This window comes from Pigmentiphaga sp. MLSB6-MA01 (assembly GCF_058793475.1).
Genome location: NZ_JBXAFV010000016.1, coordinates 132,731 through 159,605, shown reverse-complemented (window position 1 = coordinate 159,605; position 26,875 = coordinate 132,731). Strand labels below are relative to the sequence as shown.

25 protein-coding genes and 1 tRNA gene are annotated in these 26,875 nt (G+C 63.2%); 15 read left to right on the top strand and 11 right to left on the bottom strand.

The window, feature by feature from the left end; all coding sequences use genetic code 11:
• The first annotated feature begins 147 nt into the window (after positions 1–147).
• On the top strand, positions 148–1,044 hold the full coding sequence (locus AC1Q6E_RS23620) for a LysR family transcriptional regulator (protein WP_152792918.1): 897 nt from the start codon (positions 148–150) through the stop codon (positions 1,042–1,044).
• A 142-nt stretch (positions 1,045–1,186) separates the two neighbouring features.
• On the opposite strand, the gene AC1Q6E_RS23615 is transcribed toward AC1Q6E_RS23620, so the two are convergent.
• From AC1Q6E_RS23615 to AC1Q6E_RS23600, 4 genes are read right to left on the bottom strand one after another with little or no spacing between them, the layout of a single operon-like run.
• On the bottom strand, positions 1,187–2,248 hold the full coding sequence (locus AC1Q6E_RS23615; RefSeq protein ID WP_492573616.1) for an NAD/NADP octopine/nopaline dehydrogenase family protein: 1,062 nt from the start codon (positions 2,246–2,248) through the stop codon (positions 1,187–1,189).
• Positions 2,245–3,906: a hydantoinase B/oxoprolinase family protein gene (locus AC1Q6E_RS23610; RefSeq protein WP_492573615.1), complete on the bottom strand. Its 1,662-nt coding sequence runs from the start codon at positions 3,904–3,906 to the stop codon at positions 2,245–2,247. Before AC1Q6E_RS23610 ends, AC1Q6E_RS23615 begins: the two co-directional genes overlap by 4 nt.
• A 2-nt stretch (positions 3,907–3,908) precedes the next feature.
• On the bottom strand, positions 3,909–6,020 hold the full coding sequence (locus tag AC1Q6E_RS23605) for a hydantoinase/oxoprolinase family protein (protein WP_492573614.1): 2,112 nt from the start codon (positions 6,018–6,020) through the stop codon (positions 3,909–3,911).
• A complete protein-coding gene (locus AC1Q6E_RS23600) occupies positions 6,017–7,000 on the bottom strand; it encodes a Bug family tripartite tricarboxylate transporter substrate binding protein (protein WP_492573613.1) in 984 nt (327 codons plus the stop codon). Before AC1Q6E_RS23600 ends, AC1Q6E_RS23605 begins: the two co-directional genes overlap by 4 nt.
• 157 nt (positions 7,001–7,157) lie before the next feature.
• Between AC1Q6E_RS23600 and AC1Q6E_RS23595 the strand changes: the two genes are divergently transcribed.
• The 3 genes from AC1Q6E_RS23595 (at position 7,158) to AC1Q6E_RS23585 (ending at position 8,861) form a co-directional block, all read left to right on the top strand.
• Entirely contained in the window at positions 7,158–8,075 is a 918-nt protein-coding gene (locus AC1Q6E_RS23595; protein WP_492573612.1) for a LysR family transcriptional regulator, read from the top strand.
• Between the two features lie 245 nt (positions 8,076–8,320).
• The gene (locus AC1Q6E_RS23590; RefSeq protein WP_492573611.1) at positions 8,321–8,512 is read left to right on the top strand and encodes a HipA N-terminal domain-containing protein; all 192 of its coding nucleotides are present in this window, start codon (positions 8,321–8,323) and stop codon (positions 8,510–8,512) included.
• Positions 8,448–8,861: a HipA domain-containing protein gene (locus tag AC1Q6E_RS23585; protein WP_492573618.1), complete on the top strand. Its 414-nt coding sequence runs from the start codon at positions 8,448–8,450 to the stop codon at positions 8,859–8,861. Before AC1Q6E_RS23590 ends, AC1Q6E_RS23585 begins: the two co-directional genes overlap by 65 nt.
• Before the next feature lie 679 nt (positions 8,862–9,540).
• Here the strand turns inward: AC1Q6E_RS23585 and AC1Q6E_RS23580 are convergent.
• Positions 9,541–9,614 (bottom strand) — tRNA-Gly (locus AC1Q6E_RS23580).
• Between the two features lie 211 nt (positions 9,615–9,825).
• Here AC1Q6E_RS23580 and AC1Q6E_RS23575 point away from each other — a divergent pair.
• From AC1Q6E_RS23575 to AC1Q6E_RS23530, 10 genes are all read left to right on the top strand, one after another.
• Positions 9,826–10,332, top strand: coding sequence for a sigma-70 family RNA polymerase sigma factor (locus AC1Q6E_RS23575; RefSeq protein ID WP_152792924.1), 507 nt, complete (start codon positions 9,826–9,828; stop codon positions 10,330–10,332).
• A complete protein-coding gene (locus AC1Q6E_RS23570; protein WP_492573610.1) occupies positions 10,329–11,318 on the top strand; it encodes a FecR domain-containing protein in 990 nt (329 codons plus the stop codon). The genes AC1Q6E_RS23575 and AC1Q6E_RS23570 overlap by 4 nt, the downstream gene beginning before the upstream one ends.
• 66 nt (positions 11,319–11,384) lie before the next feature.
• Entirely contained in the window at positions 11,385–13,817 is a 2,433-nt protein-coding gene (locus AC1Q6E_RS23565) for a TonB-dependent siderophore receptor (protein WP_492573609.1), read from the top strand.
• A 136-nt stretch (positions 13,818–13,953) separates the two neighbouring features.
• Entirely contained in the window at positions 13,954–14,778 is an 825-nt protein-coding gene (locus tag AC1Q6E_RS23560; protein ID WP_152792926.1) for an aspartate dehydrogenase, read from the top strand.
• On the top strand, positions 14,775–15,092 hold the full coding sequence (locus AC1Q6E_RS23555) for a non-heme iron oxygenase ferredoxin subunit (RefSeq protein ID WP_296555857.1): 318 nt from the start codon (positions 14,775–14,777) through the stop codon (positions 15,090–15,092). Before AC1Q6E_RS23560 ends, AC1Q6E_RS23555 begins: the two co-directional genes overlap by 4 nt.
• Positions 15,093–15,107: 15 nt before the next feature.
• Positions 15,108–16,382 (top strand): Rieske 2Fe-2S domain-containing protein, encoded by a 1,275-nt coding sequence (locus tag AC1Q6E_RS23550; protein ID WP_296555859.1) that lies wholly within the window; start codon positions 15,108–15,110, stop codon positions 16,380–16,382.
• Between the two features lie 23 nt (positions 16,383–16,405).
• Entirely contained in the window at positions 16,406–17,656 is a 1,251-nt protein-coding gene (locus AC1Q6E_RS23545; protein ID WP_152792927.1) for an NAD(P)/FAD-dependent oxidoreductase, read from the top strand.
• 61 nt (positions 17,657–17,717) lie between these two features.
• On the top strand, positions 17,718–18,704 hold the full coding sequence (locus AC1Q6E_RS23540; protein ID WP_152792928.1) for a DODA-type extradiol aromatic ring-opening family dioxygenase: 987 nt from the start codon (positions 17,718–17,720) through the stop codon (positions 18,702–18,704).
• An 11-nt stretch (positions 18,705–18,715) separates the two neighbouring features.
• Positions 18,716–19,492: an alpha/beta fold hydrolase gene (locus AC1Q6E_RS23535; RefSeq protein WP_492573608.1), complete on the top strand. Its 777-nt coding sequence runs from the start codon at positions 18,716–18,718 to the stop codon at positions 19,490–19,492.
• Between the two features lie 72 nt (positions 19,493–19,564).
• Entirely contained in the window at positions 19,565–20,584 is a 1,020-nt protein-coding gene (locus AC1Q6E_RS23530) for a tripartite tricarboxylate transporter substrate-binding protein (RefSeq protein WP_296555863.1), read from the top strand.
• Positions 20,585–20,609: 25 nt separating this feature from the next.
• Here the strand turns inward: AC1Q6E_RS23530 and AC1Q6E_RS23525 are convergent, their stop codons facing one another.
• The 5 genes from AC1Q6E_RS23525 to AC1Q6E_RS23505 all read right to left on the bottom strand — a co-directional run bounded on the left by AC1Q6E_RS23525 (position 20,610) and on the right by AC1Q6E_RS23505 (position 24,837).
• Positions 20,610–21,569 (bottom strand): LysR substrate-binding domain-containing protein, encoded by a 960-nt coding sequence (locus AC1Q6E_RS23525; RefSeq protein WP_296555865.1) that lies wholly within the window; start codon positions 21,567–21,569, stop codon positions 20,610–20,612.
• Between the two features lie 79 nt (positions 21,570–21,648).
• Positions 21,649–22,818, bottom strand: a complete 1,170-nt coding sequence (locus tag AC1Q6E_RS23520; protein ID WP_296555867.1) for a Rieske 2Fe-2S domain-containing protein — start codon at positions 22,816–22,818, stop codon at positions 21,649–21,651.
• A gap of 34 nt (positions 22,819–22,852) precedes the next feature.
• A complete protein-coding gene (locus tag AC1Q6E_RS23515; RefSeq protein WP_296555869.1) occupies positions 22,853–23,713 on the bottom strand; it encodes an alpha/beta fold hydrolase in 861 nt (286 codons plus the stop codon).
• 40 nt (positions 23,714–23,753) lie between these two features.
• Positions 23,754–24,572 (bottom strand): DODA-type extradiol aromatic ring-opening family dioxygenase, encoded by an 819-nt coding sequence (locus AC1Q6E_RS23510; RefSeq protein ID WP_296555871.1) that lies wholly within the window; start codon positions 24,570–24,572, stop codon positions 23,754–23,756.
• Complete coding sequence (locus AC1Q6E_RS23505) at positions 24,556–24,837, bottom strand: hypothetical protein (protein WP_296555873.1); 282 nt, start codon at positions 24,835–24,837, stop codon at positions 24,556–24,558. The genes AC1Q6E_RS23510 and AC1Q6E_RS23505 overlap by 17 nt, the downstream gene beginning before the upstream one ends.
• A gap of 180 nt (positions 24,838–25,017) precedes the next feature.
• Here AC1Q6E_RS23505 and AC1Q6E_RS23500 point away from each other — a divergent pair, with 180 nt between their 5' ends.
• Entirely contained in the window at positions 25,018–25,716 is a 699-nt protein-coding gene (locus tag AC1Q6E_RS23500) for a GntR family transcriptional regulator (RefSeq protein ID WP_152792935.1), read from the top strand.
• A gap of 26 nt (positions 25,717–25,742) precedes the next feature.
• Here the strand turns inward: AC1Q6E_RS23500 and AC1Q6E_RS23495 are convergent, their stop codons facing one another.
• A complete protein-coding gene (locus tag AC1Q6E_RS23495; RefSeq protein WP_152792936.1) occupies positions 25,743–26,837 on the bottom strand; it encodes a porin in 1,095 nt (364 codons plus the stop codon).
• Between the last annotated feature and the right edge of the window lie 38 nt (positions 26,838–26,875).

Below are 26,875 nucleotides of genomic sequence, written 5' to 3'. Positions count from 1 at the left end.
CCCCCCCCCCCCCCCCCCCCCCCCCCCCCCCCCCCCCCCCCCCCCCCCCCCCCCCCCCCCCCCCCCCCCCCCCCCCGGGCCCCGACGCTATAGAATACGAACCAGACAAGAAAACTAGAAAAACACAATGGGGAGGCAAAAGCCACAGTGCGCGAAGCTCATCTGCGCGATTTGATTGCGGTTGTCGAGACAGGTAGCGTTCGGTCCGCAGCGCGAGCGCTCGGCCTGGCGCAAGCCGCCGTCAGCAAGAACCTCACCGCGCTCGAGAAATCGCTGGGCGTACCACTGCTGATACGTTCCGCCCGAGGCGTCGAACCTACCGAAATCGGCCGCCTCGTGCTGCGCCGCGCGCGCGTCATCGATGCCGAGTTGCGCAATCTGCACGAGGAAATCGAACGGTTCAGCGGCGAACACCACAGCCAGGTCAAGATCGGCCTGTCGGCCACCGCCGAGGCGATGCTGCTGTCCGAGGCCGTGGCTCGCTTCCGCGAGCTCAGGCCGAACACGCAGCTCAGCGTGTACGGCGGCCGGTCGTCTTCGACGATCGCGGCGCTGCGCGAGGCCAGGATCGATTTCGCGGTCAGCCCGCTGCCGACCGACCAGAGCATCACCGACCTGCATACCGAACGCTTGTGCAGTTCGGACCTGGGCATCATCGTGCGGGCGGATCACCCGGCCGCCGACGCCCGCGACCTGGCCAGCCTGGCTCCCTACGGCTGGCTGTACAGCGTGCAGCAGTCCGGCGGACCGATGATCGTCTCGCTGATGCGCAAGCAGGGCCTGCCCGATCCCACGTTGGTGGCGCACTGCAATTCAGCCAGCGCGCTGGTCGACATGCTGCTCCAGGGCGACTATGTCGCGATCAACAGCCTGGCGGCGCTGGAGCCCCTGCGGCAGCGGGGGCTGCTGAAGTTCCTGCCTATCGACCTCGATCTGCCACTGGCCGTGCAGTACCTGATCACCCCGACGATGCGGCCGCTGACGATAGCGGCGGCGGCGCTGGCGGCCGAATTCCGGCGCGCCTCGCGCAGGCTGCGGCGGTGAAACGCTCTACTCGACGCGTTTGGCCCTGCGCGGTATCCGCCGATCAGACCGCATGCACCTGTCGCAGGAATACCCGTAAGCGCGGCCACTTCATCCAGATACGTGGGCCCGAGTGGGTCCTGCGATTGCCTCGTGTTCCTCGTCACGCGAAGCGGTGCGCCAAGGATTCCGCCGTTTCCGTTTCCAGCCGGAGTCCCGCCAGGATCGGATTCATTCGCGCGTACGGCTTGTCCAAGCCGCAACTCAGCAGCGCGATGGCCATATCCAGATTGGGCGTCGCCGCGCCAACGCGTACGCCGATCTGTTGAAGCACCACCAACCCATAGGGAACATCTTCTTCGATGTAGCGGTGACTGGTGCTCTCAGGCCCCGGAGCCCCGAGTCCTGCTGCTTCGATGGCTTGGGCAAGCGCCGCCAGGTCCCTGCCTTCCACCGCATAGGACAAGCGATAGTGATCGGCCAGCGAGCGAAGGGGGATTCCGAAGCGGCGCCCTATCTCCAGCCGTTCGGCATCTATCGCCTCGGCAATGCGCGCACCGGCGCGTGAGAAATTGGCGAACAGACGCCACGGCTCGCCGTTCTCGATGCGGGTCAGGTTCGGGATGACCTGTCCCGCATGGGCAATGGGGTTTATATTGGCCAGCAATGTCGCCAGATGTGCTGGCGCAGCTTCGAAGCGATCACCGAATAGCGCGGCGCAGCGGCCCGTCAGGGCTTCGAGGCGGGCAGAAGGTAGCGCGCTCACGCCAAGACGCGGCCGCACCGTGGCGATGCGGGCATGCAAGGGCGCCGCGCGATTGGCGGTGCCGAGGGTCGTCCCCCAGGCCACCAGGTCCGGAGCGGAGCCTTTCCAATCCACGGAATCCCTGAACCAGAATTGCACCAGCGAGAGCGCGCCGCTGAGAATCACCGTCTGCTTCCCGTGCAGGAACGGCGTGGCCATGCCTAGCACGTCGGCATAGGCGGTGGCAGGCAAGGCCACCAGAATATGGCTCCATTCGGCGAGCGACTCCGGCCCGGAGATGTTCTCGACCTCCACGCTCGACTCCAGCTTGCCAGAGCAACGCAAGGTCAGCCGCCTGCCCTCCACCGGCGTACGTGGGGACCACACCCCGACGCGATGCCCCGCGGAAGCCGCCAGCGTTGCCGAGAGAATACCGATGGGGCCCGTGCCGATGACGGCCAAATCCAGGGAGCCAGTCATTCCGCGGATTCCTTCACGGAGGTATAGCCGCAGCTTGCATCGTGGGCCTTGAGCGCGGCGGGGCGGTCTTCAGGTGGACCAAAGCCTCCACCGCCGGCCGAATCATGAAAGATCAGGTCGCCCGGCAGAATCGACACGGTGCCGGACAGCGCATGCAACGTCACATCCTGGCCAGCCCGCACGATATGGACGGCATTGGGTTGTCCCGGCTTGCCACCCGCCAGACCGGGGGGAGGCACCATCACGCCGTCGCCAGTTGGCGTCAGGCGGCCCGGCTCCACGCCCTCGTAGCGAAGAACATAGGTAGCCCCCAGGCCTCCGCGATGCCTTCCCTCGCCGCCAGAGTCCGGACGCAGCGCATACTGTTCGACATGCAGGGGAAAGACTGACTCCGTCCTCTCCACGCTGGGCGAAGGCGTGCCCCCCGGGCTTTGCACGACACCCAGGTTGGACCAACCGTCGCCCGAGGCGTGCGCACCGGCTGCCCCCCGGTTGGCGAAGTGGTGCCACACCACACTGCGCCCGTTCCTGTCGTGGCATGCGATCGCCACGCGAAAGCGCCGCGCAAAGCCTGCGATGACCTGATGGGGCACGATCTTGGAGAGCGCATCCAGGACCGCCTCGATGATCGGCGCCGCGGTGAGAGTGGTACAAGCGGTGACTGGCGCCGGCGCGATCGGATCCACCAGGCTGCCTGGCCGGGTAAGGAGCCGTATGGGACGCATCGCGCCGCCGCTCTGCCGCCCCTCGCCCGCGCAGACATATGCGAAAGCAGCGTTGACCGCCGCGGTAGTGTTGGCCAGCGGCGAGTTCACGAATCGCACGACCTGATCGGAGCTGCCTCGCAGATCCACCGTCGCTTCGTCGCCCTCCACCTCGATCCGGACGTGGATGCGCGGCGCGGCGCCGCCGGGTTCGATCGGATCAAGCCAGCTTTCGCCTTCCTGCATTCCATCGGGCCACGCGCTGATGGTGGCCCGCATCGCCACCTCCCCCGCCGCCAGAATCGCTTTGCCGCATGCGGCCAGGCAAGGGGCCCCGTAATGATCGACCAGCGCGCGCAGCCGTATGGCACCCGCCTGAACGGACGCAAGCTGGGCCAGGAGATCGCCACGCATGTCCGTCGGCGTGCGGGAATTCAGGCAGAGCAGATCGAGCAACTCCTCGTCCAGAAGCCCGGCCCGCACCAGACGGACGGGCGGCACCCGCAAGCCCTCGTGCCAGATTTCCGTCGCACGAGGGCTGTAGCCGCCAGGAGAGATACCGCCGATATCGCCTTGATGAGCACGGTTGACCACCCAGAATGCGACTCGCCCGTCTATCACGACGGGCAGGCACAACGTCATGTCCGGCAAGTGGCTTCCGCCGTGATAGGGGTCATTGAGCAGCACGACGTCACCGTTGGCGAGCCGCTCGCCGAACCGCTCGCGGGCGGCCATCAGCGCGAACCGCAACGCCCCCAGATGGATGGGCAGGCGCTCCGCCTGGGTCAGTAGCTCCCCATCCGCATCGAAGAGAGAAGCCGAGAAGTCGCGCGACTGATTCAGGATCGGAGAAAAGGCCGTACGCGCCATCACCTCGACGGTTTCGTCCACGATCGCAGCGAGGCGGGCTCGCACGACCGCCAATGTCACGGGGTCCACCGGTTGCAAGGCCATCGTCACTTCTCCACTGAGAGGATGAGCAAGCCCTGCTCTCCTCTGCTCAAGGTTTCACCTTCCCGCACGACCACCACTCCACCGCAATCGCACAAGAGAGGACCGCGCCATACGGCGTCCTCGCCAAGCCCATCGACCGAGATGACGGGCCATTCCCGCCAGCCCCCCCCTTGGTGAACCGAGCGCGTAAGCGCCTGCCCGGCCGGCTTCGGTCGCGTACGGCTCTTCCGGCGCCCCGACGCGGCGCAAGGCTGTGTCGCCACCAGCCGCAGGGCATCCAGCACGCAGGCCTCGTTGTGATGCGCATGGCCAAAAAGCATGGTGTAGCGCGCCTCGAAGCGGGCCGCCACCTCGTCCACCGCGCCGCGCTCCAGCTCATCCGAAGTGAGTGGAATGGCAACGGTACCGGCCTGCCGTGCATAGCGGCATTCCGCGATCCAGGCCATCTCCATCGGTTTATCGCCCCAGGCCATGGCGTGGCGGTCACTCCAGCGCTGCATCTCATCCTCCATGTCGCGCGCGAGCGTGGCCAGGCTCTCCTTCGGCAAGGTGTTCATCGCCAGACCGGCGTGCCGGATCGTGTCGTATCTCGTTTCCGCATCGAGGAACCCGGCGGCCGACAGCACAGACCCCGCAGCCGGCGCCACCGCCAGCTCCACGCCGGTCTCCCGCGCCACGGCGCCGAGCAGCAAGCCGCCGGCGCCGCCAAAGCCGACCAGCGCCAGAGCGCGCGGGTCAATGCCCCGGCTGACCGTGGCCGCGCGAATTCCACTGGCCACCATGGTGGCCGCGAGTGTCAGCACCGCTTCCGCGGCCGCTTCCAGCGAAAGCCCCAGCGGCACGGCAACATCGCGCGTAACCGCCTGGATGGCCAGCTTCCTGGACAGGCTCAGGCCGGAAGTCCCGCCCAGGCTGCTCGTTTCGCCAGCATCGCCGGCCGGCAATAATCCGAGCACGACCGCCGCATCCGTCAGCGTCGCCCTCGCTCCGCCACGGCCGTATGCGGCGGGTCCTGGTACCGCGGCCGCACTCTCCGGCCCGACCTGCAGCACGCCGTCCGTCCCGACCCGCGCGATCGAGCCGCCGCCCAGGCTCAGCACATTGATATCGATCGTGGGCAACCCGATGACGTACGCATCGGTACTCGTCACGAGCCGCTCCTGCGGCTGGCCGTCGTGAATGACCGAGATGTCGGTGGTAGTGCCTCCGACATCGAAGGCCACCACGTCACGCCCCAGTTGACGCGCAATGCTGGCGGCGGAAATGGCGCCGCCGGCCGGACCGCTGTTGACAAAATGCGCGGCCCGGTCCCCCGCCGCGGTCAACGGCAGCAGGCCGCCGGAAGACTGCATCACCTGCGTGCGGACCGGGCCGCCAGCCTTGGCTTCCAACTGTTTGCCCAAGCGCTCCAGGTAGCCTTCCAGCACCGGTGCGACGCTCGCCTCGATCGCAGCCGTCGAAAAACGGACGTACTCGCCCTCCTGCGGCAACACCCGATGCGACAGCACGATCGGCCCCCCCCAGCCCGCTTCGCGCAGCCATTTTTCCAGCGTCAGTTCATGCGCGGGGTTGCGGTGCGCATGCAACAGCCCGATCACCACTGCTTCCACATCGAGATCGAGGAGCGAGGCAATGGCGTCTCGCGCCTGCGTTTCATCGAGCGGCGTCCGGACGGATCCGTCGAATCCCATTCGCTCCATCACCTCCAGCCGGCAAGGCCGGGCCACGAGCGGCATCGGACTGGGCACCCGTAATTGATAGCGATTGCCCCGTGTGCCGTCACGCAACTCCAGTATGTCCCGGAACCCGCGTGTGGTCAGCAGACCGACGCGCGCGGGGCGTCCCTGGGCCAACACATTGGTCGCGATCGTGGTGCCATGCACGAGTTCGCCCGCGGATGAAAGCAACTGGCGCGCATCCTGGCCAAGTTGCTCCGCCAGCGCAGCGATACCGTTCAGCACGCCCTCGACCGGATCGTCTGGGGTGGTCGGCACCTTGGCGAAAAAAACATCGCCATCCGCCTGTCGAACCGCTACATCCGTAAAAGTGCCGCCTACGTCGCAAGCAAGCCTAAACGCCATACAGTATTCCCTTGGCTTTTCACCCGTGTTCATTCGATCTTGATGCCGGTGCGCGCGATCACGTCACGCCACTTGTCCGACTCCGCATTGATGTAGCGCGCCATCTCTTCCGGCGTGCCACCCATCCCATCCAGACCCAGTGCGATGAAACGCTCACGCAGGTCGGGCTGCTTGAGCATCTCGTTGATCGCGCGGTTCAGTTTCGCGACGATGTTGGCTGGCGTGCCCGCCGGCGCAAAAAGCGCATAGACCGTCGCCGAATCGAAACCGGGATAGCCGAGTTCCGAGATAGTCGGCAAATCGGGCATGGCAGGCGAGCGGCGGCTTGAGCTCACCGCCAAGGCGCGGACCTTGCCGGCCTCGATAAGGGGTTTGGCGACAGCGACGTCGAGCGCCGCCATCTGTACCTCCCCGGCGAGAAGTGCTTGCAGGGAAGGTCCGGTTCCCCGGTACGGGACATCCAGCATGTTCAATCCTGCTGTTGTCGCCAGCAGCACCGAAGCCATGTGGCTGGTGCCGCCCTTCCCTCCCGATCCGTAGGAGTAGCGGCCGGGATGGGCGCGAACGTGGGCAATGAAACTTGGCAGATCCTTCGCGGGAACGGACGGGTGGATACAGATGATCTGGGGGTTGGCGGCCACCAGCGCCACCGGCGCGAAATCCGATATTTTGTAAGGCGTGGGGGGCAGCAAATGTGGAGCGATTCCATAAGTGCTGTTCGTGCCCAGCAGTAGCGTATAACCATCCGGCGACGAACGGGCGACGACACCGAACCCGATCGTACCGGCCGCTCCGCCTCGAGCGTCCACCACGAAAGGCTGCCCGAGCAAGGCCGCCAGGCGATCTCCGACCAGCCTGGTCGTGACATCGGCGGAACCTCCCACCGGCCATGGCGAGATGAGGCGCACCGGCTTCGACGGATAATCATCCTGCGCGAAGGCGGCACCGCTTCCCATCAGGGCTGCGGCAGCCAAGCCGTGTACAAGTACATGCCGGCGATTCAGCTTGCTCATTTTCGGCCTCCAAGGAGCCTGGTGCTTGTTAAGATCGGGTGAGTATGTGTGCCCAACTCAGATGAAGTCCAATCGCAATGCACGATGAATCAATAGGGTTTGGCGATCCTTGCTCCGGGAAAAACGCCACGAAGATCCTCCGTTGGAGTTGGCTGCCTTGACCCAGCGCGTCACCATCAGGCAATTGGACTGCTTCGTGGCCGTGGCGAAAGCCGGCCATTTCACCGTGGCGGCCGAGCGATTGGCTCTCGCGCAGCCGGCACTGACTGCCACCATCCAGAAACTCGAGGCAGAACTGGGCGTACGCCTGTTCAACCGGTCGGCCCGGCACGTCGAGCTGACCGAGGCTGGGCGGGACCTGCTTCCCATCGCGGAACGGCTGCTCCAGGACCTGGATCACACGGTCAACGATATGCGCGGCTTCGCGAGCGGCAGCCGGGGCCATATCAGCGTGGTAGCAGCGCCTTCCGCATTCGAAGCGATTCTTGCGCCTGCCATCGAAGCCTTCGTGGAAAACCACCCCGCCGTGCGCATCACCATCCGCGATGCGGGCGCCGACGAAGTACGTCGGCACGTGCGGTCACGATCGGCCGACTTCGGTTTGACAAGCCGTACCGCCGAAGACTCGAGCCTGATGTTCGAGACGCTGATACACGATCACCTCGGACTGGTATGCATGGCGGATCATCCTCTGGCACAGCTTGGCGGGCAGTTGCATTGGGATCAACTGCGCGGCTACGAACTCGTCGGCCACACGCTGGACACCAGCACGCGCCAGCAATTGCAGAGCGTGCCGGACCTGAGCTCCATCCTGACTGAGCCGAAATACCAAGTCTCCAGCGTTACGAGCCTGCACTGGATGATCCGCAGCGGCATTCGCGCCGCCGTGGTACCGGCCCTGGTGGCCGCACTCCCTTTGTTGCGGGATCTGGCCTTTCGGCCTCTCGCACCTCCGCTTATTCAGCGCGACGTCGGGCTGGTCTTTCGACGCGACATGGAATTGAGTCCTGTGGCCGAGCAACTGGCTGAAGAGTGCCGGAGAGTGAGCAGGAAGCTTGCCAACGATTCAGCATGATGGGCCGAAAAGTGACAGGGGTCTGAAGCGTACTGGAGCGGGTGAAGGGAATCGAACTTAGCATCCAACCAAATCGTTATTTCACGCCATTATGGACAAATGGGCGACCTCAATCAGCTTGGGGCCGACGACAGAGTTGGTCGGAAATTGCAGGACCTGGAGCTTGAACCAGCTCTCAAACGCCGCACGGCCACCCGTGCCAAAGCGATCAACCCCTCGTCAGCGTCAGACAGCGAGAAATCGACATGAGCGCGCAGGACAACACCCTGGATGTCTGGTTGAATGATGACCTCGGCCCTGCGCGCCAAGTCGGTACACTCGCCCATGACCGTAGCCAGATCCGCTTCCATTACGAACGCGATTGGCTGAAGGATCCTCGCGCCTTCGCGCTGGACCCCGACCTCTCTCTGGACGAACATCCGTTCCCATGGCCATGAGCCTACCCGGGATCTGCGCCAGCTATGGCGTCGCCTTGTATTCAACCTGCTGATTACGAACGTAGTCGATCACTTGCAGAACCATGGTTTCCTGCACGTGGGGCACGGGCTTTGGCGTCTTGCGCCCGCCTTCGACATCAAGGACAAGGAACGGGAATCCAAGACCTGGTTATCTGAAACAGATGGCCCGATCACCGATGTGCAGGTGCTGCTGGCTCGCGCGTCTTACTTCGCACCGGATGAGAAGGCAGGCATTGGGTGTCTGGGCCGAGGTCCATGCGGCCGTCATGAACTGGCGACAGGTCGCTCTTGGTATAGATGTCAGACTACGTGTGGACGAACTGGATGATTTCACGGCGGCTTTCGAGCATGAGCAGATGGATGCCGCAATTGCGCTGCTCGGGCATTAGAAATGGAGACTCCTATATCGGCATAGGCTCGAAGAAACCCGGCACAACGGGCTTTGCCAGCGGAGCTGTGGGGAGATGGTAGAGAAATCGTCAGACCGACGATGAGCAAACCATGGCAACCAATGACTCGGATCCGAAGTGGGAAATCATCCTCATCCAGCCATGGAATCGGACAGGCCACCCGTTGCCCTGTTGACCTTTGCCCTCGCTGAAGCGACGACGTTGGACACCCAATGGCCACCGTCCAACTGGGCAAGGCTACGGTGATTTACCGGCGTGGCATCGAATTGTCCAATGAATGAACTTGCCTTCGAAATTACCTACGCCTTCGCTTAATTTATCGTAGCCCTGGGGGCACAAGGTCGAAGCCTCTTTGGGCAACACCGAGACGGAAGGCTCCAACCCGACAAACCCACCAAACATCCCGCCCGGGGGCGTGGCGGCAATGTAATACGAATCAGGCTCTTCCCTTGATGGAGAAACGTAGATGCCTGTTCGACAGCCGGTCAACACAACCAGAATGGCGCAAACGATCACCGATCTTCTCATGGTGACAACATGAAGCACCGACAGACAGCGACCATAAAGGGAATTCGAACTGGAATGATGGGAGAAACCTGGAGCGGGTGAAGGGAATCGAACCCTCGTATGAAGCTTGGGAAGCTGCCGTTCTACCATTGAACTACACCCGCCTTGGGTGCCCGGGCTGAACACCTGGGCGGAAGGCACTGCCGCTTGGCGGCAGGAACGCAATTCTAAGCCCGATTTCAAGGGTCGGCAAATGAGCAGCAAGAGACGGCCGGAAGCATGGGTCTTGCAGTCCCACTCGCCCGGCACCAGTCCCCGCTCGCAGGTCTTATATTGTAAATTATAGTCATTCTCATTTCTGTTGGCGTGTCTCCCATGGCTGCCTCCGACCCCACCCCGCCGCATTCCCTGCATGCGCTTTACCAGGACCACCAGGGCTGGCTGCAGGGCTGGTTGCGCAAAAAGCTAGGGAACGCCCTGGACGCCGCCGACCTGGTGCACGACACCTACCTGCGGGTACTGTCGCGCCGCGAGCCTGGCAATATCCGCGAGCCCCGTTCGTACCTCGCGACCGTCGCGCACGGCCTGATGGTGAACCACCTGCGGCGCCGGGACCTGGAGCGCGCCTACCTGGAGACCCTGGCGCAACTGCCCGAGCCGCTGGCGCCTTCGCCCGAAGCCCGCGCGATGGCGCTGGAAACCCTGTGCGAGATCGATGCCATGCTCGACGGCCTGCCCGTTCCTGTGCGGCGCGCCTTCCTGCTGTGCCAGCTGGAAGGTATGACTCATGCCGAGATCGCCAAGGTCCTGCGCGTGTCGGTCTGCTCGGTGCGGCTGTACATCGGGCGCGCCCTGCGCCAGTGCCTGGGGCTGGCGCCGTGAGCGCCGGCGAGGAAAAAGGCATCGACCCGCGCGCGCTGGACGGTTCGGTGGAATGGTTTCTGCGGCTGACCTCGGGCGCCGCCGGCAAGGCCGACCGCGAGGCCTGGCGGAACTGGCGCCACGCCGATCCCGAACATGAACGCGCCTGGCAACGCATCGAAGCCCTGACGCGCCGCTTCGAGGCGCTGCCCGACGGCATGCTGCCCGTGCTGAGCCGGCCGCGCTCGCCCGCGCGCCGGCGCGCCCTGGGCAAGCTGGTGCTGCTGGCCGGCGCCGGCGGCGCGGGCTGGCTGGCGTATCGCGACGACACCTGGCGCGGCTGGACCGCGCAGTACCGGACCGCGGTCGGCGCGCGGCGCGAAGTGCTGCTGGCGGACCATAGCCGCGTCGTTCTCAACACCGCCACGGCGATGGACGTGTTGTTCGATGCCCGGCAGCGGCTGATCGCGCTGCATGCCGGCGAGATCCTGGTCGAAACCGCGCCGGATCCCGAACCTGTCGCCCGCCCCTTCATCGTCCGTACCCGGGAAGGCAGCATCACCGCTCTGGGTACGCGTTTCGTCGTGCGGCGCGACGATGGCGTCTCGTTCGTGCAGGTGCTGGAGGGCGCGGTGCGCGTGCTGCCGCGCGGCGCCGAGGCCGGCGGCGCGCGCCTGGTACCGGCCGGCATGGGCCTGCGCTTCGGCGATGGCCTGGCCTCCCCGCCCGAACCGCTGTCCGGCGACCCGTCCGCCTGGCAACTTGGCATGCTGCAGGTGGACGGCATGCCCCTGAAGGACTTCCTGGCCGAACTGCAACGCTACCGCAGCGGCTGGATCGACTGCGCCCCCGACGTGGCGCGCCTGCCGATCTCGGGCGCGTTCCCGCTGGCGGACATCGATCGCGTACTGGCTACCGTCGCCGACACCCTGCCGCTGCGCCTGCGCTATCGCACCCGCTACTGGGTGTCGGTCCTGCCACGATCGGCGACCGGGAAAAGTTTGTAACACGCTTAGCGCTTTTCGCGTTTCAACTGGCTACGAGGGTAAGACCCATCCTTGGAGTACCCCGTCATGCCCCCGCGTTTCCCACGTTTGCGCGCAAGCGCGTCCCGCCGCATCCTGCGCGGCGCCACGGTCCTCGCGCTACCGCTGGCCGCGATGGCGACGCCCGTCCATGCCCAGGCGCCCGCTGCCGCCGCCATCGCGCCCGGCCCGTTGGGCCCGGCGCTGTCGGCCTACGCCGCGCGCGCCGGCGTGCTGTTGTCGTTCGATCCGGCCTTGACGCGGGACCTGCGCACGCAGGGATTGAGCGGCACCCATGCGTTCGAGGACGGCCTGCGCAAGCTGCTGGAAGGCAGCGGACTGGCGCCCTTGCGGCGCGCCGACGGCGGCTATACGCTGCAACGCGCGCAACAGGGCGAAGTGACCGCGCTGCCCGCCATCAGCGTGACCGGCCAACGCGACGGCGATGCGCCCAGCGAAGGCACCGGCTCGTATACCACCCCGGCCGCGGCCGCCGCGACCCGCATGGACCTGTCCCTACGCGAAACGCCGCAATCCATCAGCGTCGTCACGCGCCAGCAGATGGACGACCAGAACCTGGTCACCCTTGACGACGTGCTGCGCCAGACACCCGGCGTCGTCGCCGAAAAGCTCGACGAACGCGTCACCTTCACGTCGCGCGGTTTCGCCTTGAACACCCTGATCGACGGCGTGCCCACCTTTTCCTTCAAGACGCCCGCGGCCGAGATCGGCATGCTGAACACGGTGATCTACGACCGCGTCGAAGTCGTGCGCGGCGCGGCCGGGCTGCTCAACGGCGTGGGCGAACCGGGCGGATCCGTCAACCTGGTGCGCAAGCGGCCCACGTCCGAATTCGCCGGCCGCGCCACCGTCGGCGCCGGCCGCTGGAGCAACTACAACCTGGAGCTGGACGTGGGCGGCCCCCTGAACGGCACCGGCACCCTGCGCGGCAGGGCCATCGTCTCGCGCACCTCGGGCGACAGCTTCATCGACTACAAGAAGCGGTCCGACGACATCGTGTACGGCATCCTGGAAGCCGACATCGCGGCGAACACCACGCTGAGCCTGGGCTACGAACACCAGAAGACCGCCATCGACGGCGCCAATTTCGGACAGGCGCCCTTGTTCTACAGCAACGGCGCGCGCACCGACTTCCCGCGTTCGTTCAACCCCGGCACGCCCTGGAGCCAGTGGGACATGTACAGCGACAAAGTATTCGTCACGCTGGACCATCGCTTCGCCAACGGCTGGCGCGTCAAGATGGACGCCAGCCGCCTGAAGAACGAGCGCAAGGCCACCTGGGGCTACCTGTTCGAATACCTGCCCGTCGACCAGACCGGCGCCTCCACCATCGAGATCCGCGACAACCCCGCCACGTCCGTCAACAAATCCTTCGACGTATACGCCACCGGTCCCCTCCGGGCGTTCGGCCGGGAACACCGGGCCGCCGTGGGCCTGAGCATCAACGACTACACCAGCAAGCTGAACCTCAATTCCGCCAACCCCAACGGTTGGGATCGCCGCCCGCTGAACTTCTACCAGTTGCAGGATTTTCCCAGACCCAGCCAGTTCTATACGTTCTACAACACCTTCCTGGACGCGAAGGAAACCGCCGTCTACGGTTCGACCCGCCTGCGCATCGCCGAACCGCTGTCGGTGATCCTCGGCGCCCGCGCCACCTGGTACCAGGAAAAATCATCGTCCTACAACGGCCCCGCCGACCTCTGGACCATCAACCCGACCACCAAGGCCAACGGCCAGTTCACCCCCTACGCGGGCGCGGTCCTGGACCTGAACGACACCTTCTCGGCCTACGCCAGCTATACCCGGATCTTCATCCCCAGGTCCGAGCGCGACGCCGGCAACGCCCTGCTTCCGCCTCAAACCGGCAGGAACTACGAACTGGGCCTGAAGGGCGAGCATCTGGACGGCAAGCTCAACAGCAGCTTCGCCATCTTCCGGACACAAGAAGCCAACGTGCCGGTGGAAGACCCCGGCGGCACCCCGCTGCCTGACGGCAGCGCGCCATACCGTTCCGTCCCGGGAGCTCGCAGCAAGGGTTTCGAGATCACGGCCACCGGCGAAGTGGTACGCGGCCTGCAAGTGATGAGCGGATACACCTACTTCGCCAAGCGCGACAACGAAGGCGCCCTGCTGCTGCCCAACTACCCCCAGCGCCTGTTCAGGTTGGCCGCCAGCTACCGGCTTCCGGGCGAATGGAACAAGCTGACCCTGGGTGGCAGCGTGAGTTATCAGAGTGCGATCCACTATGACGAACTGGACGGACTCGGACGCGCGACGCAAGGCGGCGTGACCGTGCTGGGAGTCAGGGCGCGGTATGAATTCAACAAGCAGGTGGCCGCGTCGGTCAGCATCGACAACCTGACCGACAAGCGCTACTACAGCGGCTTGGGGGGATACAACGGCTACAACTATGGAACGCCCCGGAACTTCTGGGTGAGGGTCAGTTATAAGTTCTAGGGTTGAAATCCGCGGTGCCAGCGGGCATGCATGAATGCAAGTGATCCAATCCCTCCAAGAAAATCGTTTGTTCGCCCTCGGACCTTAAACCTACGATCCCTCCATGACGCGGTAAAGGCGTTCAACTGGAGGCGATATGAAGTTAGCGGATGGGCGCGCACCAGAGCGGGTCGGCATTGCCGGCCTGGGTGCGATTGGCAACTCGTTGGCAACGATTCTCGACAAGGGAATACTCGGACTTGAGCTCGCGGCGATTGCCGTCAGGAATCCGGCCAAGCATACGGCGTTCCTGTCTGGCCTGGTCCAAACACCCCAATGTGTCCCGATCGAGCGGCTCGCCGAACTGTGCGACATCGTGGTCGAATGTGCTCCCGCCGCGCTGCTGCCCGCTATTGCCACCCCGGTGCTCAGGGCGGGGAAAAAACTCGTCGTCCTCAGTTCGGGCGCGCTACTTGCCAACCCTGACCTGATCAAGCTGGCCGAAAAGCACGGGGGTCAGATCCTGGTCCCGACCGGTGCGCTACTTGGCCTGGACGCCGTCACGGCGGCTGCGGAAGGCACCATCCATTCGGTTCGAATGGTGACCCGCAAACCGGTGAAGGGCCTGCTCGGCGCACCGTACCTGGAAGCCCACGGCATTGCCATCGACGACATAAAAGAGCCGACGCGCATCTTCAATGGAACCGCTCGCGAGGCGGCTGTCGGCTTTCCGGCCAACTTGAACGTCGCTGTCGCCTTGTCATTGGCCGGAATCGGCCCGGACCGCACCCAGCTCGAAATCTGGGCGGATCCCGCACTCACGCGGAATACCCACACTATTCATGTCGATGCCGACTCGGCCTCGTTCACGATGAGCATCGAGAACATTCCGTCCGAGAACCCGAAAACCGGACGCATCACCGCGCTGAGCGTCGCAGCGCTCCTGAAGAAGATGCAAAGCCCCCTGAGGATAGGCTCGTGACCAAAAGAATCCTCCTGTGTGAAATTTCGGACGTTCCCGAAGGTCGGCCGCACCAAGTCTGTGCCCCGGAGCGCGACGACGCGCTCGCGCTCTACAAGGTGGACGGCGAACTGTACCTGACCGACGACTTGTGCACGCACGGCCTCGTCTCGCTGTCCGGCGGCGAGCTCGAAGGAAAGATCATTCATTGCCCCTTGCACGGCGGGGCGTTCGATGTGACCACGGGCCAGGCCACCGAATTCCCGTGCAAGCGCGCGCTGCGCACCTACGCTGTCGAAGTGGAAGACGGGAAAGTTTTCGGCCTAATCAACTGAATTCGAGAGAGCACCATGTTCAGCCAAGAGAACAATGAAAAACTGACTCGCGTCGGCCCCGGGACACCGATGGGAAACGTCTTTCGCCGCTTCTGGATGCCCTTTCTCATGCCAGAAGAGGTTGCCGAGCGCGACGGCCCACCCGTGGCGGTGCGCCTGTTGGGAGAGGATCTGGTTGCCTTTCGGGACTCGGAGGGAAAGCTCGGCCTGCTCGACCGCTATTGCCCTCACCGACGTGTCGATCTGCTCCTGGGCCGCAACGAGCAATGCGGCCTGCGCTGCGTCTATCACGGGTGGAAATTCGACACGCGGGGCAATGTCGTGGACATGCCTGCCGAACCAGCCGACACCCCGCTCAAGGACGAGACCAGGATCCAGTCCTATCCCATCGTCGAATGGGGTGGCCTGGTCTGGGCATACATGGGCGAGCCGGAACATATGCCCACGGTGCCGCCGGAAATCGAATGGGGTCTCGTTCCCCCCGCGCACCGCTATATCAGCAAGCGGTTGCAGGAAACCAATTACGCGCAGGGTGTCGAAGGAGGGATCGATTCAAGCCACGTCGGCATCCTGCACAGCCTGCTCGACGAGGATACCTCCATCCCGTTCCGCCAGCGGCAGATCTCGCCGAACTCCAGGATTCCATATCTTGCTTCGGACACCGCTCCCCGATTCTTCGTGCGTCATACCGACTATGGGATGGCAATCGGCGCTCGCCGCAATGCCGCGGAGGACGACTATTACTGGCGCGTCACGCAGTTCCTCGCGCCCTTCTACACCATGATCGCTCCGAACCAGCAGGGCGGGCCGATCATGGGACACGCCTGGGTTCCCATCGATGACCACAACTGCTGGTTGTTCACCATGACCTGGAATGCCGCGCGCCCCCTGGAAGCTCACGAGCTGGACCATGGCGGCGTACATACCCGGGTCATGGACGACGGCTCTTACCGACCCCTGGTCAATCGCCACAACGACTACAAGCGCGACCGAACGGAACAACGGCTGCGCAGCTCAACGGGTATCGAAGGCATAGGCATGCAAGATACCGCGGTTCAAGAAAGCATGGGGCCGATAGTCGATCGATCCAGGGAAACCTTGGGATCCGGGGACGCCGCCATCGTCGGCTTCCGCAAATGGCTGCTTCGATCCGCCGACGATCTCGAGCAAGGCAAGGCGCCTGCCGTGGCAGCGCATCCCGAGTGGTATCGGGTGAGATCGGCGGCCATCATCCTGGGCAAGGGCACGGATTTCCAGGTTGGGGCCGGCGCGGCTCTGCGTGTGGATTGACGGCATCCACGAAGGAGACATCCGTGACTCAGGAAACCCATATGGATGCTGAACCAGGCATCGTCATCGTTGGCTCCGGACTCGCCGCGGTCAGTGTTCTCGACGGACTCAAGGATGCCAGTTACGCAGGCCGCGTGACCATGATCGGCGAGGAGCCGCACTATCCCTATGATCGGCCGCCGCTGTCCAAGGACGTACTGCTGAAAACCGGTGCGGAATCGACGATTCTTCTGCGGGAACAGGAAACGTATGAGGGGCAGGACGTGACGTTGCTGCGAGGTCGTGCCGTCACCGCGCTCGACCCTTCGCTTCGGTGCGTGATGCTTGATAACGGTGACACCATTGACTACGGGCGGCTCGTGCTGGCAACGGGCTCTCGCCCGAAGGTCCTCCCATTGCTGTCGCCTGCGACGCCGGGGGTGTTCTATCTGCGCACGCTCGACGATGCGTTGGCGCTGCGCGTGGCAATGAAGCGGGCCTCGAGCCTGATCGTCATCGGCGGCGGAGTCATCGGCCTGGAAGTTGCCGCGGTCGCCGTACAGCGCGGGATCGCCACGACGGTGATCGAAGCCGGTCCCCGGCTGATGGCACGAACCGCGCCCCCGCTATTGAGCCACGTGCTGCAGCAGGCTCATTCGGCACACGGCGTAGCCATCCGATGCAACACGTATCCCGTCGGATTCGAATACGGCAACGACAGCCACACGGTAACCCTTTCCGACGACACGACCCTGGTCGCCGACCTGATTGTCGTCGGCATAGGCGTCACACCGGAGATCACACTGGCGCAGAGTGCCGGCATCGACTGCGGGGCCATGGGAATTGCAGTGGATGGCCTGGGTAGGACCAGCGCCGATGGTGTGTTCGCGGCGGGAGAAGTCGCCTATGCCTTCAACGACATCTCGGGCCGGCACGAGAAGCACGAGAGCTGGCACCATGCAGCCGCGCATGGCCGGCATGTCGGCCATGCGCTCGTTGACGCGCACGCCGGCTACGCGGAGATATGCGGCTACTGGTCTGACCAGTACGACTTGAACATCAACGTCTTCGGTTCGACGCAAGGTGATGACTTGGCCGTCCGCGGTGACCCCGACACCCGGCGGTTCGCCATCTACCACCTCGCGGCGGGCGCCATTATCGGCATTACCTGCGTCAACGATCCGAAAGAGCTGCGCATAGGCAAGCGGCTCGTGAAGGCTCGAGCCGTCATTGCCAGGGAAATGCTGGAAGACACGAACGCAAGCCTGCCGCCGGCAGGCTTGAAGGCGGCGTGACAAGCGGCTTCGCCACATACAGCCAAAAGAACGAATCAACGCTCACATACAAGGAAAAGACATGGCCAAGATCGTAATGGGCATTGGATCCTCACATAGCCCCGCGTTGTTGATGGAGCCCTCGGCGTGGCTTGCCCGCGCCGCGGTGGACGACAAAAATTTCTTTGCGCTTCATGATTTCGACGGCAAGAGCGTCTCGTACGACGAGCTACTGGGCAGGGCAAGCCCGGCCGTCATCGACGAGATCACCATGGAGAAGATGGCCGAACGCCACATGGCCAATCAAAGGGCGATGGCCGAACTCATCCGTCGCCTCGATGCGGTCAACCCCGATCTGGTCATCGTCATCGGCGATGACCACAAGGAGGTTTTTGACGACGACAACATGCCGGCCATCCAGGTTTTCTGCGGCGATGCGCTGCCATACAAGCCCCAAGGCATCATGAAGTGGAAGTACGATCCCCGCCTGAACCAGGACCTCTGGTATCCCCAGCAGGAAAAGGAATACCCGGTCGACTCCGGGCGCGCCTTGAAGATCATCGATCATCTGATGAACAACGGCTTCGACCCCGCCCATTCGCGCTACCTGCCGCCTGATCAGGGAATGAGCCACTCGTTCGGCTACGTCTACTACAAGATGATGGCCGCGAAGATCTATCCGATCATTCCGATCAGCATCAACACCTACTACCCGCCGACTCAGATCACGCCGGGGCGCGCCTACCAGCTCGGCCAATCCATCAGAGCGGCCGTCGAATCGTGGCCAGACGATATCCGCGTCGCGGTGATCGCCACTGGCGGCCTCAGCCACTTCGTGGTGGATGAGGAATTCGATCGAAACTTCCTCGAGATCATGGCGTCGGGCAAGCCCGATGGCCATCTCGGCATGCCCCTCGAGAAGCTGCAATCCGGCAATTCCGAGTTTCGATGCTGGTCCGCCTTGGCCGGCGCGGTAGAGGGCATGAAGATGGACCTGGTCGACTACATCCCGTGCTACCGCAGTCCGGCCGGAACGGGTTGCGCAATGGCTTTCGCCACCTGGGAATAGGCGGATCGACCATGCCCTATTTCTCTTCAGGCCAAAGCCAGCTGTACTACGAGGTCCATGGCAGCGGGCCAACGCTGGTGCTGCTTCACGGGATGGGTGGAAATCATGCCAGTTGGTTTCCCCAGATTGCCGGGCTGGCGGACCGTTTCCGGTTGATCACGGTAGACGCGCGCGGTTTCGGGAAATCGAGCGATGCGGAAGGGCTCGGTCGGGACGGCTTCGTCGACGACCTGGACCACCTCTGGCGCGCACTGGACCTGCGCCAGGCGGTACTGGTCGGACAGTCCATGGGCGGCGGGTGCTGTGTCCTCTTCACTTGCCAGTATCCTGAACGCGTCGCCGGCCTGGTCCTGGCCGATACGTTGATCGGCATTGAGTTGCCCACCTCCCTGCGGGCCGGCATGGATGCCGTCCAGCGAGCTACCGCCAATCTCGGCCAGGCCGAGCGTGTGCTGGGTTCCACCACCCGTGCCGGGGACCCGGACAAGGTCGCCCTGTACGGCCAGATCGCGAGCTTCAACAGTGTCGGACTGCGAACACTGACTGGAACGCAGCGCGTTCGACCGCTGGACGACCTGGTTGCCACCCGGATACCCATACTCTTTGTCGTCGGATACGAAGACATCCTTTTCCCCCCACCGCTGGTCGAGGCTGTCCAGAAGCGCGTACCGTCCTCGCGGTTCCACATCATTCCGAACGCGGGCCATTCGGCTCACTTCGAATCGCCACAGGCGTTCAACGACATCCTGACAGCCTGGCACACGTCGCTCCCACCGGCATCCAGGTGAAAGCCCAGGCGTCCGTTCTCTTCTGATCGACGCGCCCACATCATGCAACCGCTAACGGCATCCGGGGACACCATGGATCGCAACTCGTCATCGAATTTTTCCCACGAACGGCGCAAACTCTTGCGCGGTGGAGCGGCAACGCTCGCGGGAGCGGCAATACCGACAGCGCCCGGGGTCGCCACGACGCTGGACGGCGGCAGCGGACCGATTCGGCTCATCGTGCCGCACGCGCCAGGAACCACTCCCGACCTGGCCGCTCGGCTTGTCGGGCCCCGTCTGACCGCACGGGTGGATCGTCCGGTCGTTATCGACAACCGTCCGGGCGCCTCCGGACTGATCGGCTACGAAATGGTCACGAAAGCGCCGCCGGACGGGTCGACACTGATGATCACCGCGGCGTCGATAATGACCTTGCCATTGCTATACCCCAACGCTCCGATCAACGTGCTCGATGGATTCACCCCGATTTCCAATCTGTGTTCCACCAACTTCGCCCTGGTCATCCATCCATCGTTGCCAGCCGGGAATTTTCCGCAGTTCCTGGCCTACGTCAGGGCCCGGCCGGGAACGGTCGACTATGCATCGCCTGGCAAAGGAACCTTCCACCATCTCTGGATGGAGCAGATGTGCCTGATGGCGGGGCTCCAGATGAGTCACGTCGCGTACAAGGGAGCATCGGGAGCGATCACCGACGTGCTTGCGGGCCATGTCAAGACGATGTTCCTGCCCGTACATCAGGCAGTACCGTTCCAGAAAGAAGGCAAGCTCCGGATCATGGGCGTCATCAGTGCGACGCGAGATCCGAACTTCCCCGCGCTCGACACCCTGAGCGCGAGCGGCCTCCCGGGTTTCAACGGTGAAGCGTGGTACGCCTTGTTCGGGCCAAAAGGAATGGGCGCGAAACTCGCTGCGGACATTCAAACCAGGATCCAAGCCGTCCTGGCAGAACCGGAAATCATGTTCACGCTTGCAAAGCAGGGGGTTGTCGTCAAGGGAAGCTCAACCTTGGAGCTATACACCACGATGAAAAACGAACAGGAGAAGTGGGCCCGGGTGGTCAGGGAAGGCCAGTTGAACATCCGTGCGGAATAGCGCTTGATCGGGCGGGGCGCGCCTTTCAGGCTTGCGCCGGCGGCCCGCCGGCAACATGCTCCGCTTCGGCCAGGATCCATTCCGCCAGCAGGCGGATGCATGGATCGTCGCTCTGCGACTCCCGGGTTAATAAATAATAGGCGCCGGCGCTTTCGATCTCCCCAGGCAGCGGACAGACGAGGTCGGGATCGTGGGGGAAAATCTCGAAGAAAATCCTGGGAACGATGGCAACCCCCTTGCAGTCTTTCGCACCGCGAATCGCCATGAAGAAGTGGCCGAAGTCCAGTTGATCGGATCTGGCCGGCACACGCAGGCCGTGGTTCGCCAACCAGTCACCCCAGGCATAGCGGCGACTGGCCGTATGAATCAGCCGATACGAAAGAAGATCGGCCGGCGCCTCGATCGGTCTTCCCTGCTCGAGTAATTTGCGCGATATGACCGGAATGAGTACGTCAGGGAAAAGATACTGGGCCGTGACGTCCTTCCAGCTACCCACCATTTCCAGCTCGATGCGCGGGCATCGCTTGGGATACCTGCGTCCCGGAAACCGCCCCACTCGAATGGCCACGTCAACTTCATGCGTGCGAAAATCAACGGGACTGATCGAGGACACCAGCCGCAACTCGATGTTGGGGTGCGCTTCGGTAAAACTCGCCAGGCGCGGCATGACCCAAAGCGAGTTCAAGGTGGGGAGCACATCGAGCGTGATTCGCCGCCGTGAATCCCGCCTTGCCGAGATGGTTGCTCGTTCGATGTCCAGCAAGGCGTTCTGCACGGACAGGAAGTACTCCTGACCGATTTCAGTCAATTCCACGCGCCGAATATAGCGTGTGAAAAGCTTCGCCTTCAGGTAGGTTTCCAGCAGCTTGACGTGGCGACTGATAGCCCCCTGAGTCAGGTGCAGCTCGCTTCCGGCGGCGGTAAATGAAAGATGCCGGGCCGCGGCTTCGAAGGCTTTCAACGAAAGCAGGGGTGGAAGACGCATTCCTTGGCTCATTGCGCTCAACTTGTCGAATTCGACGTCGCGACGGCGACCGACCGATCCGCCGGTCGCCTCGCGGCCGTCAGCCCAGATGCTCCGGGCACTGCACCCCACGGTTATGACGGTGCGCCAGCTCCCGCCAGGCGATGATGGGATAGTCGCCTTCGATCAACATTTCTTCCAGCCACGCCCGGTCGCGTTTGTAGAAGCTCTGCAGGGCCAGCCTGGCCTCGACATCCTGATTGTTGAATCCGTCGAGCGATACGGGCTTCCAGCGGCTCCAGAACTCCTGCTCGTGGGCCAGCGCCTCCTCGGGCGAGCTGACCCGTTTGCCGATCATGATGAGGTAGTAGTGGGTGTTCTCGTCGATAGGAACGTACCACTCGAATTGATGACGTCCCGCATCGGGAAAATCGTCCACGCGCAAGACGCCGGGCATCCACAGTGACGCGGCCGTCGTACGGCTCGGAGCACCATCCGCACGCGAGTTGCGCACCCCTTTGACGACCACATCCCCTTCGACACGGCCTTCCCAGAGACTGTGGTGGTGGGCGAACGAGTCATATACGCCCTTGGGCTCTCCGGGGGCTTCTCTCAGCTCGATCTTTCCGGATTCGGCCGTGTGGCCAATCGGCAGGGACCGTTGTGTGTCGTTGACCAGCGGCGAGGTTCTATGGATATAGACATGCAGTCCATCGAAGCCATTTTCGCAGCCGACTCGCCAGTTGGATTCCACGACGTAGGAATCGCCTTCCAGCGCCATGTCCTCGTCCAGAAACATGGGCGGCACGTCTTCGGCCAGCGGTGGCACGTCGAAGTCATCATCCCCGAGGAAGACGAATACGACACCCTTTGCTTCTTCGACCGGATAGCTCTTGACGCCCCGCCGTCCAATGGCCTTGCTGTCCGGCGATGCAAGAATATCGCACAGTTCGCCGCTCTCCCACTTGTAGGTGAAGCCGTGATACCAGCAGGTGATCGTCGTTTTCGTGTAGCACTCCAGTTTCTGCGAGAACGGCACGCCGCGGTGAAGGCACTGATCCCGCAAGGCGAACAGTTTTCCGTCCACCCGCTTGATCAGTATTTTCTCGCCGCAAAGCGTCACCTGTGCGATCTGCGCCTCGCCGATTTCCCGCGATAGCTTCACGGGATACCAGTGATTGCGAAAACCGAGTTTGGCCGAGAGATAGTCGCGCCACGAAGGTACCTTGCGCAGCAGTTCGTCTTCGACAAACGTAATGGGTGATTCCATCATTGCTCCTTCAGTTCTGTTGCCTCTTCACGCTTCAGAACAGGTCATCAGAAAAAAATGCACTCGTGACAGCGACGAACTCGCGCGGCGACTCCATCATTGCCCAGTGCCCGACGTGCGGCAGCACGAAGCCCCACGAGTTCTCCATCAATTCCAGATAGCCATATGTACGGGCCAGTACGGCGATCTTGTCTTCCTTGCCTCCGACCACCAGGGTTGGCGTCCGCACGGCAGCAATCCGAGCGCGTTCATAGACGAGATGGCTGCGACGAATGACGTCAATGGCCACTTGCGCGGCGGGTTCCTGCATGAGCGCGTGGCGATACATGAGCAGCCGCTCATCGATCTCGTATCGCGATCCACCCAGGCTCTGCATCAGGCGGCGCATGGCCTCCACGGTGTGGTCGTAGCCCGCGAAGGCCTGCATGTAGGTCGGGTCCGGATTCGAAATGCCCAGGCCGGCGCTGCCCATCAGTACAAGCTTGTTGACCCGGCGGGGCTGCGCCATGGCAACGCCGAGGCTCGTCGCCCCCCCCATCGAATTGCCGATCAGGTTCACCGAGTGCAGCCCGAGCGCATCCATGAATGCCAGCATGTGCCGGTTGCGGCTGGACTGGCTGTAGTCATACTCCTGCGGCGCCGGCTTCGCCGTGCGGCCAAAGCCGGGCATGTCGGGGGCGATGACACGGAAACGTCGAGCGTAGGCCTCCAGGCAGGCGCTCCAGTTTCCCCAACTATCGGCACCGGCTCCCCCGCCGTGCACCAGGATCAGAACCGGGCCTTGCCCGATCTCCAGGTAATGCGTGTCGAGGCCATCGACCATGACACGGCGGCTGGATACACCCATTGCGGCCAGTTCCGCACTGATGTCCGGTGGTTGGTAGGAAGAGGTCATGTCGGATCCTTCTAAAAAGGTTGGTTGGGCTCGGAGTGCATCAGGCAGCATCGATGTGCATGGCGACGCCACCCATTCCCGTCCACCAGTTGTGCATGGGCTCGTAGTAGATCGCCGACCCCGTGGCATCGCCCGCGGCGCCCAGCATGCAGGCCCACGCGGCGATTTCGAGACCGCCGTTTCCGCCGGCCTCGATGATCGAGGCCGGCGTCCAGGTGGCGAGCTCGCGGCCCTGCCCGCACGCGATGCGATCCAGGATCCCGCGGTCCCATTCTTCGTTGATGCGGCCGGAATCGGGCATGCAGATCCAATGCGACAAGCCGCCGGATCCGACGATCGCCACACGCTCCGCATTCGGTCGTTGCTCCCGGATGTATCTGGCCACGACTCTTCCCAGCTCGTAGCTGCGCTTGCAGGTTGGTATGGTCTCCATGACCGTGTTGATGTACAGCGGCACCAGTGGCACGTCCGCGTGCACATTGATCATCGCGTTGGGCACGGCAATGCCGTGGTCCGGGCGCACGCGCTCCAGGCCGACGAGATCGAAGCCATCGTTCGAAGCAAACTGCACGAGACCGGCGGCGAATCCACGGTTCCCGGGATAGCGCCGGACAGGCACGCCGAGATCGCCGAGCGGTTCGTAGCCATCCGCCATGCCCACGGCGAAGGGTATCTGTACGTCGAGATCGAAATTGGTCAGATGATCGCTGGACACAATGATCAGGATGTCAGGCTTCGCAGCGCGCACGCGCCTCCCGATCTCGCGCATGCCCTCCGCCACGCGCTCCGTCGCCTCGATATGGTTATCGGGCAACCCGAAGGTGTGCGACGTGGCGACCGCGCTAACGAGCTTGCCCATGAGGCGTCTCCAGATAGGGTTGTATCGAGGCGGGTTTGAGGCCGAGCAAGCCGAGCGCGGCAAGAAATTTGAACTGCAGATTCGGGTGGACATTCAGCGTTGCCAGCGCTTTCCGCGGATCCGCGAGCAGCAACGCCTGCTGGTCAGCCGGGATGCCGAAGTGCGTGTAGACGGACCGTGCATCACAACGCAGTTGTTCGTTCAAGCTCGGATTGACGACGGTTTGACTGATGAGCCGATGAAGTTCCACAGGCGGCCGTTGCATAGGGATTGTCTCCTTTTTCCTGTACGCAGACCGCGCACTGAATTGTGCGTACTGTATACACAGAACATATTTTTTTCAATGGTAAATTGCTCGTATCGACGCACGCCGGCAGAAAGTCGGCTCTAATAGGCATCTCACGTCAACGTGTCTGACTGAACCGCACCCACACCACATCGACACATGCTCAAAGCAAGAAAAATGGCCCGCACATCTTCCAATCCCCTCATCGTTCAAAGCGCACCACTGAGAGAACAGGTCTACGAAGCCATCCGGCTAGGACTGCGCAGAGGGGAGATCGAACCGGGCCAGCGCTTGATGGAAGTCGATCTCGCGCAAAAGTACGGCGTTTCCAGGACCCCCGTTCGCGAGGCTCTTTTCCAGTTGGCGCGTGACGGCTTGATCGTAAGCAGCGAGCGTGGGTTCGTCCTTCCAAGCGATTCTTTCGAAGACTTCGCGGATCGGCTCGAAGCACATATGCTGATCGATCCCAGGGTCGCCTATCACGCCGCCAAAGACGGTACCGCCGACGAGCTCAAGACCTTGGAGAAAGCGTTCGAGAAGGGGCTGCAAGCGCATCAATCCAATCGGCTGAGCACATTCATCGAAGCAAACTACGTCTACCGCATTACGTGGCGGACGATGTGCCGCAACGTGCCCCTGGCACGCTGCGCCACCATGCTCGAAGACCAGTTCCTTGCCGCACGCAACGAGTTCTACAAGGACCCCGCCAATCGCGAGATTGCGCTTCACTACGACCAGAAGCTGCTCACCGCGATGCAGGCACGCGATAGCCAGGGCTCGGAGGCCGTCACGCGCCAGTACATGGAAGCGCTGATCGAAAAATTCGTGAAAAACCGTCCCACCGACTCCCAGGCTTGATCCTCGCCATGGCGCGGCCTCCTGGCTCAGAACGCATGGCGGATGCCCGCCGCCACGCCGATCTGGTTCAGGCCTGGACCGGCACCGGACATGCCGTCGAGTGAATTGGCGGCGTTGCCCGAGTTGGTCAGATAGCCCCCCGTCACATACACCGCCGTACGTTTCGACAAGCTGTAGGTGGCACGGGCGACGTACATCATGGTGTCATCGTCGCTATGGCGCTTGGTATAGCGGAATGCCTGGGCATCAAGAAACAATGCGGGCGTCAATGCGTAGCCAACCGCAGCGAAAACCATGTCTTGCCTGAAAGATTGTGCGCTTCGATTCGTTCGGCCGATCCAGCCGCCGCTGACTCGCAGGCCGCCGACCTGTACGTAGCCATTCACCGTGGTTCGAGCCTCGTAGTAGGCACTGTTGTTCAACGCGGCAGGCCCTCCAAAAACGACGCCGGGGCCACCGTGGAGCTTGTCGTACGCACCAGCGATGCCCCATGTCGGCGCGTCGTACTTCAAGAGTGCCGTCCATTGACGGCAGGCCTTGCGATCGGTGGCTGACTCGCCCGCGCAGTTGGTGGCCGCGGGACCGCCTGTTGCCGCGGCATCGCGTCCGAAACTGTAGGTCGCCCCGTATTGGAAGCCCCCCGTCCTGCCCAGGAAACCGATGGCATTGTCGGTCCTATCATTGGCGATGTAAGGATCGAGACTGGCCGAACCGAACAGATTCGGGCCCAACTGGTCCGCGCCGAAAAGGGAATAGAACAACATCGAGTACTGACGGCCCAGGGTGACCGTGCCATAGGGCGTCGACAGCGACACATGGGCTTGCCTGCCAAACAGGCGGCCACCCTGCATGGAAGCGCCCGTATCAAGCGAAAAACCGCTTTCCAATACGAAGCCCGCCTTGTAACCGTTCCCCAGGTCCTCCGTGCCACGCAGCCCCCAACGAGATGGGATGGAGCTATTGGAGGGCATTTTGGTGACCGAGTCCTTGGCTGCGTTCACATTCGTGATGTGGGCAATGCTTTGGTCGACCAGACCGAACAGCGAAACGGACGACTGCGAGTGCGCGGCGGGGACGGCCGCGGTGATCGTCAGAGCGAAAGCGATAGTGGAGAGCTTCATAGCGAACCTTTTTTTGAGCAACAGGAGGCCTGGGCCGC

Coding starts and splice junctions, on each gene's coding strand:
- AC1Q6E_RS23505 (WP_296555873.1), bottom strand. CDS start 24,837: ATGCAACGGCCGCCTGTGGAACTTCATCGGCTCATCAGTCAAACCGTC.
- AC1Q6E_RS23575 (WP_152792924.1), top strand. CDS start 9,826: ATGGCTGCCTCCGACCCCACCCCGCCGCATTCCCTGCATGCGCTTTAC.
- AC1Q6E_RS23605 (WP_492573614.1), bottom strand. CDS start 6,020: ATGAACACGGGTGAAAAGCCAAGGGAATACTGTATGGCGTTTAGGCTT.
- AC1Q6E_RS23540 (WP_152792928.1), top strand. CDS start 17,718: ATGGCCAAGATCGTAATGGGCATTGGATCCTCACATAGCCCCGCGTTG.
- AC1Q6E_RS23495 (WP_152792936.1), bottom strand. CDS start 26,837: ATGAAGCTCTCCACTATCGCTTTCGCTCTGACGATCACCGCGGCCGTC.
- AC1Q6E_RS23535 (WP_492573608.1), top strand. CDS start 18,716: ATGCCCTATTTCTCTTCAGGCCAAAGCCAGCTGTACTACGAGGTCCAT.
- AC1Q6E_RS23560 (WP_152792926.1), top strand. CDS start 13,954: ATGAAGTTAGCGGATGGGCGCGCACCAGAGCGGGTCGGCATTGCCGGC.
- AC1Q6E_RS23565 (WP_492573609.1), top strand. CDS start 11,385: ATGCCCCCGCGTTTCCCACGTTTGCGCGCAAGCGCGTCCCGCCGCATC.
- AC1Q6E_RS23500 (WP_152792935.1), top strand. CDS start 25,018: ATGCTCAAAGCAAGAAAAATGGCCCGCACATCTTCCAATCCCCTCATC.
- AC1Q6E_RS23515 (WP_296555869.1), bottom strand. CDS start 23,713: ATGACCTCTTCCTACCAACCACCGGACATCAGTGCGGAACTGGCCGCA.
- AC1Q6E_RS23520 (WP_296555867.1), bottom strand. CDS start 22,818: ATGGAATCACCCATTACGTTTGTCGAAGACGAACTGCTGCGCAAGGTA.
- AC1Q6E_RS23550 (WP_296555859.1), top strand. CDS start 15,108: ATGTTCAGCCAAGAGAACAATGAAAAACTGACTCGCGTCGGCCCCGGG.
- AC1Q6E_RS23510 (WP_296555871.1), bottom strand. CDS start 24,572: ATGGGCAAGCTCGTTAGCGCGGTCGCCACGTCGCACACCTTCGGGTTG.
- AC1Q6E_RS23615 (WP_492573616.1), bottom strand. CDS start 2,248: ATGACTGGCTCCCTGGATTTGGCCGTCATCGGCACGGGCCCCATCGGT.
- AC1Q6E_RS23525 (WP_296555865.1), bottom strand. CDS start 21,569: ATGCGTCTTCCACCCCTGCTTTCGTTGAAAGCCTTCGAAGCCGCGGCC.
- AC1Q6E_RS23600 (WP_492573613.1), bottom strand. CDS start 7,000: ATGAGCAAGCTGAATCGCCGGCATGTACTTGTACACGGCTTGGCTGCC.
- AC1Q6E_RS23590 (WP_492573611.1), top strand. CDS start 8,321: ATGAGCGCGCAGGACAACACCCTGGATGTCTGGTTGAATGATGACCTC.
- AC1Q6E_RS23530 (WP_296555863.1), top strand. CDS start 19,565: ATGGATCGCAACTCGTCATCGAATTTTTCCCACGAACGGCGCAAACTC.
- AC1Q6E_RS23610 (WP_492573615.1), bottom strand. CDS start 3,906: ATGGCCTTGCAACCGGTGGACCCCGTGACATTGGCGGTCGTGCGAGCC.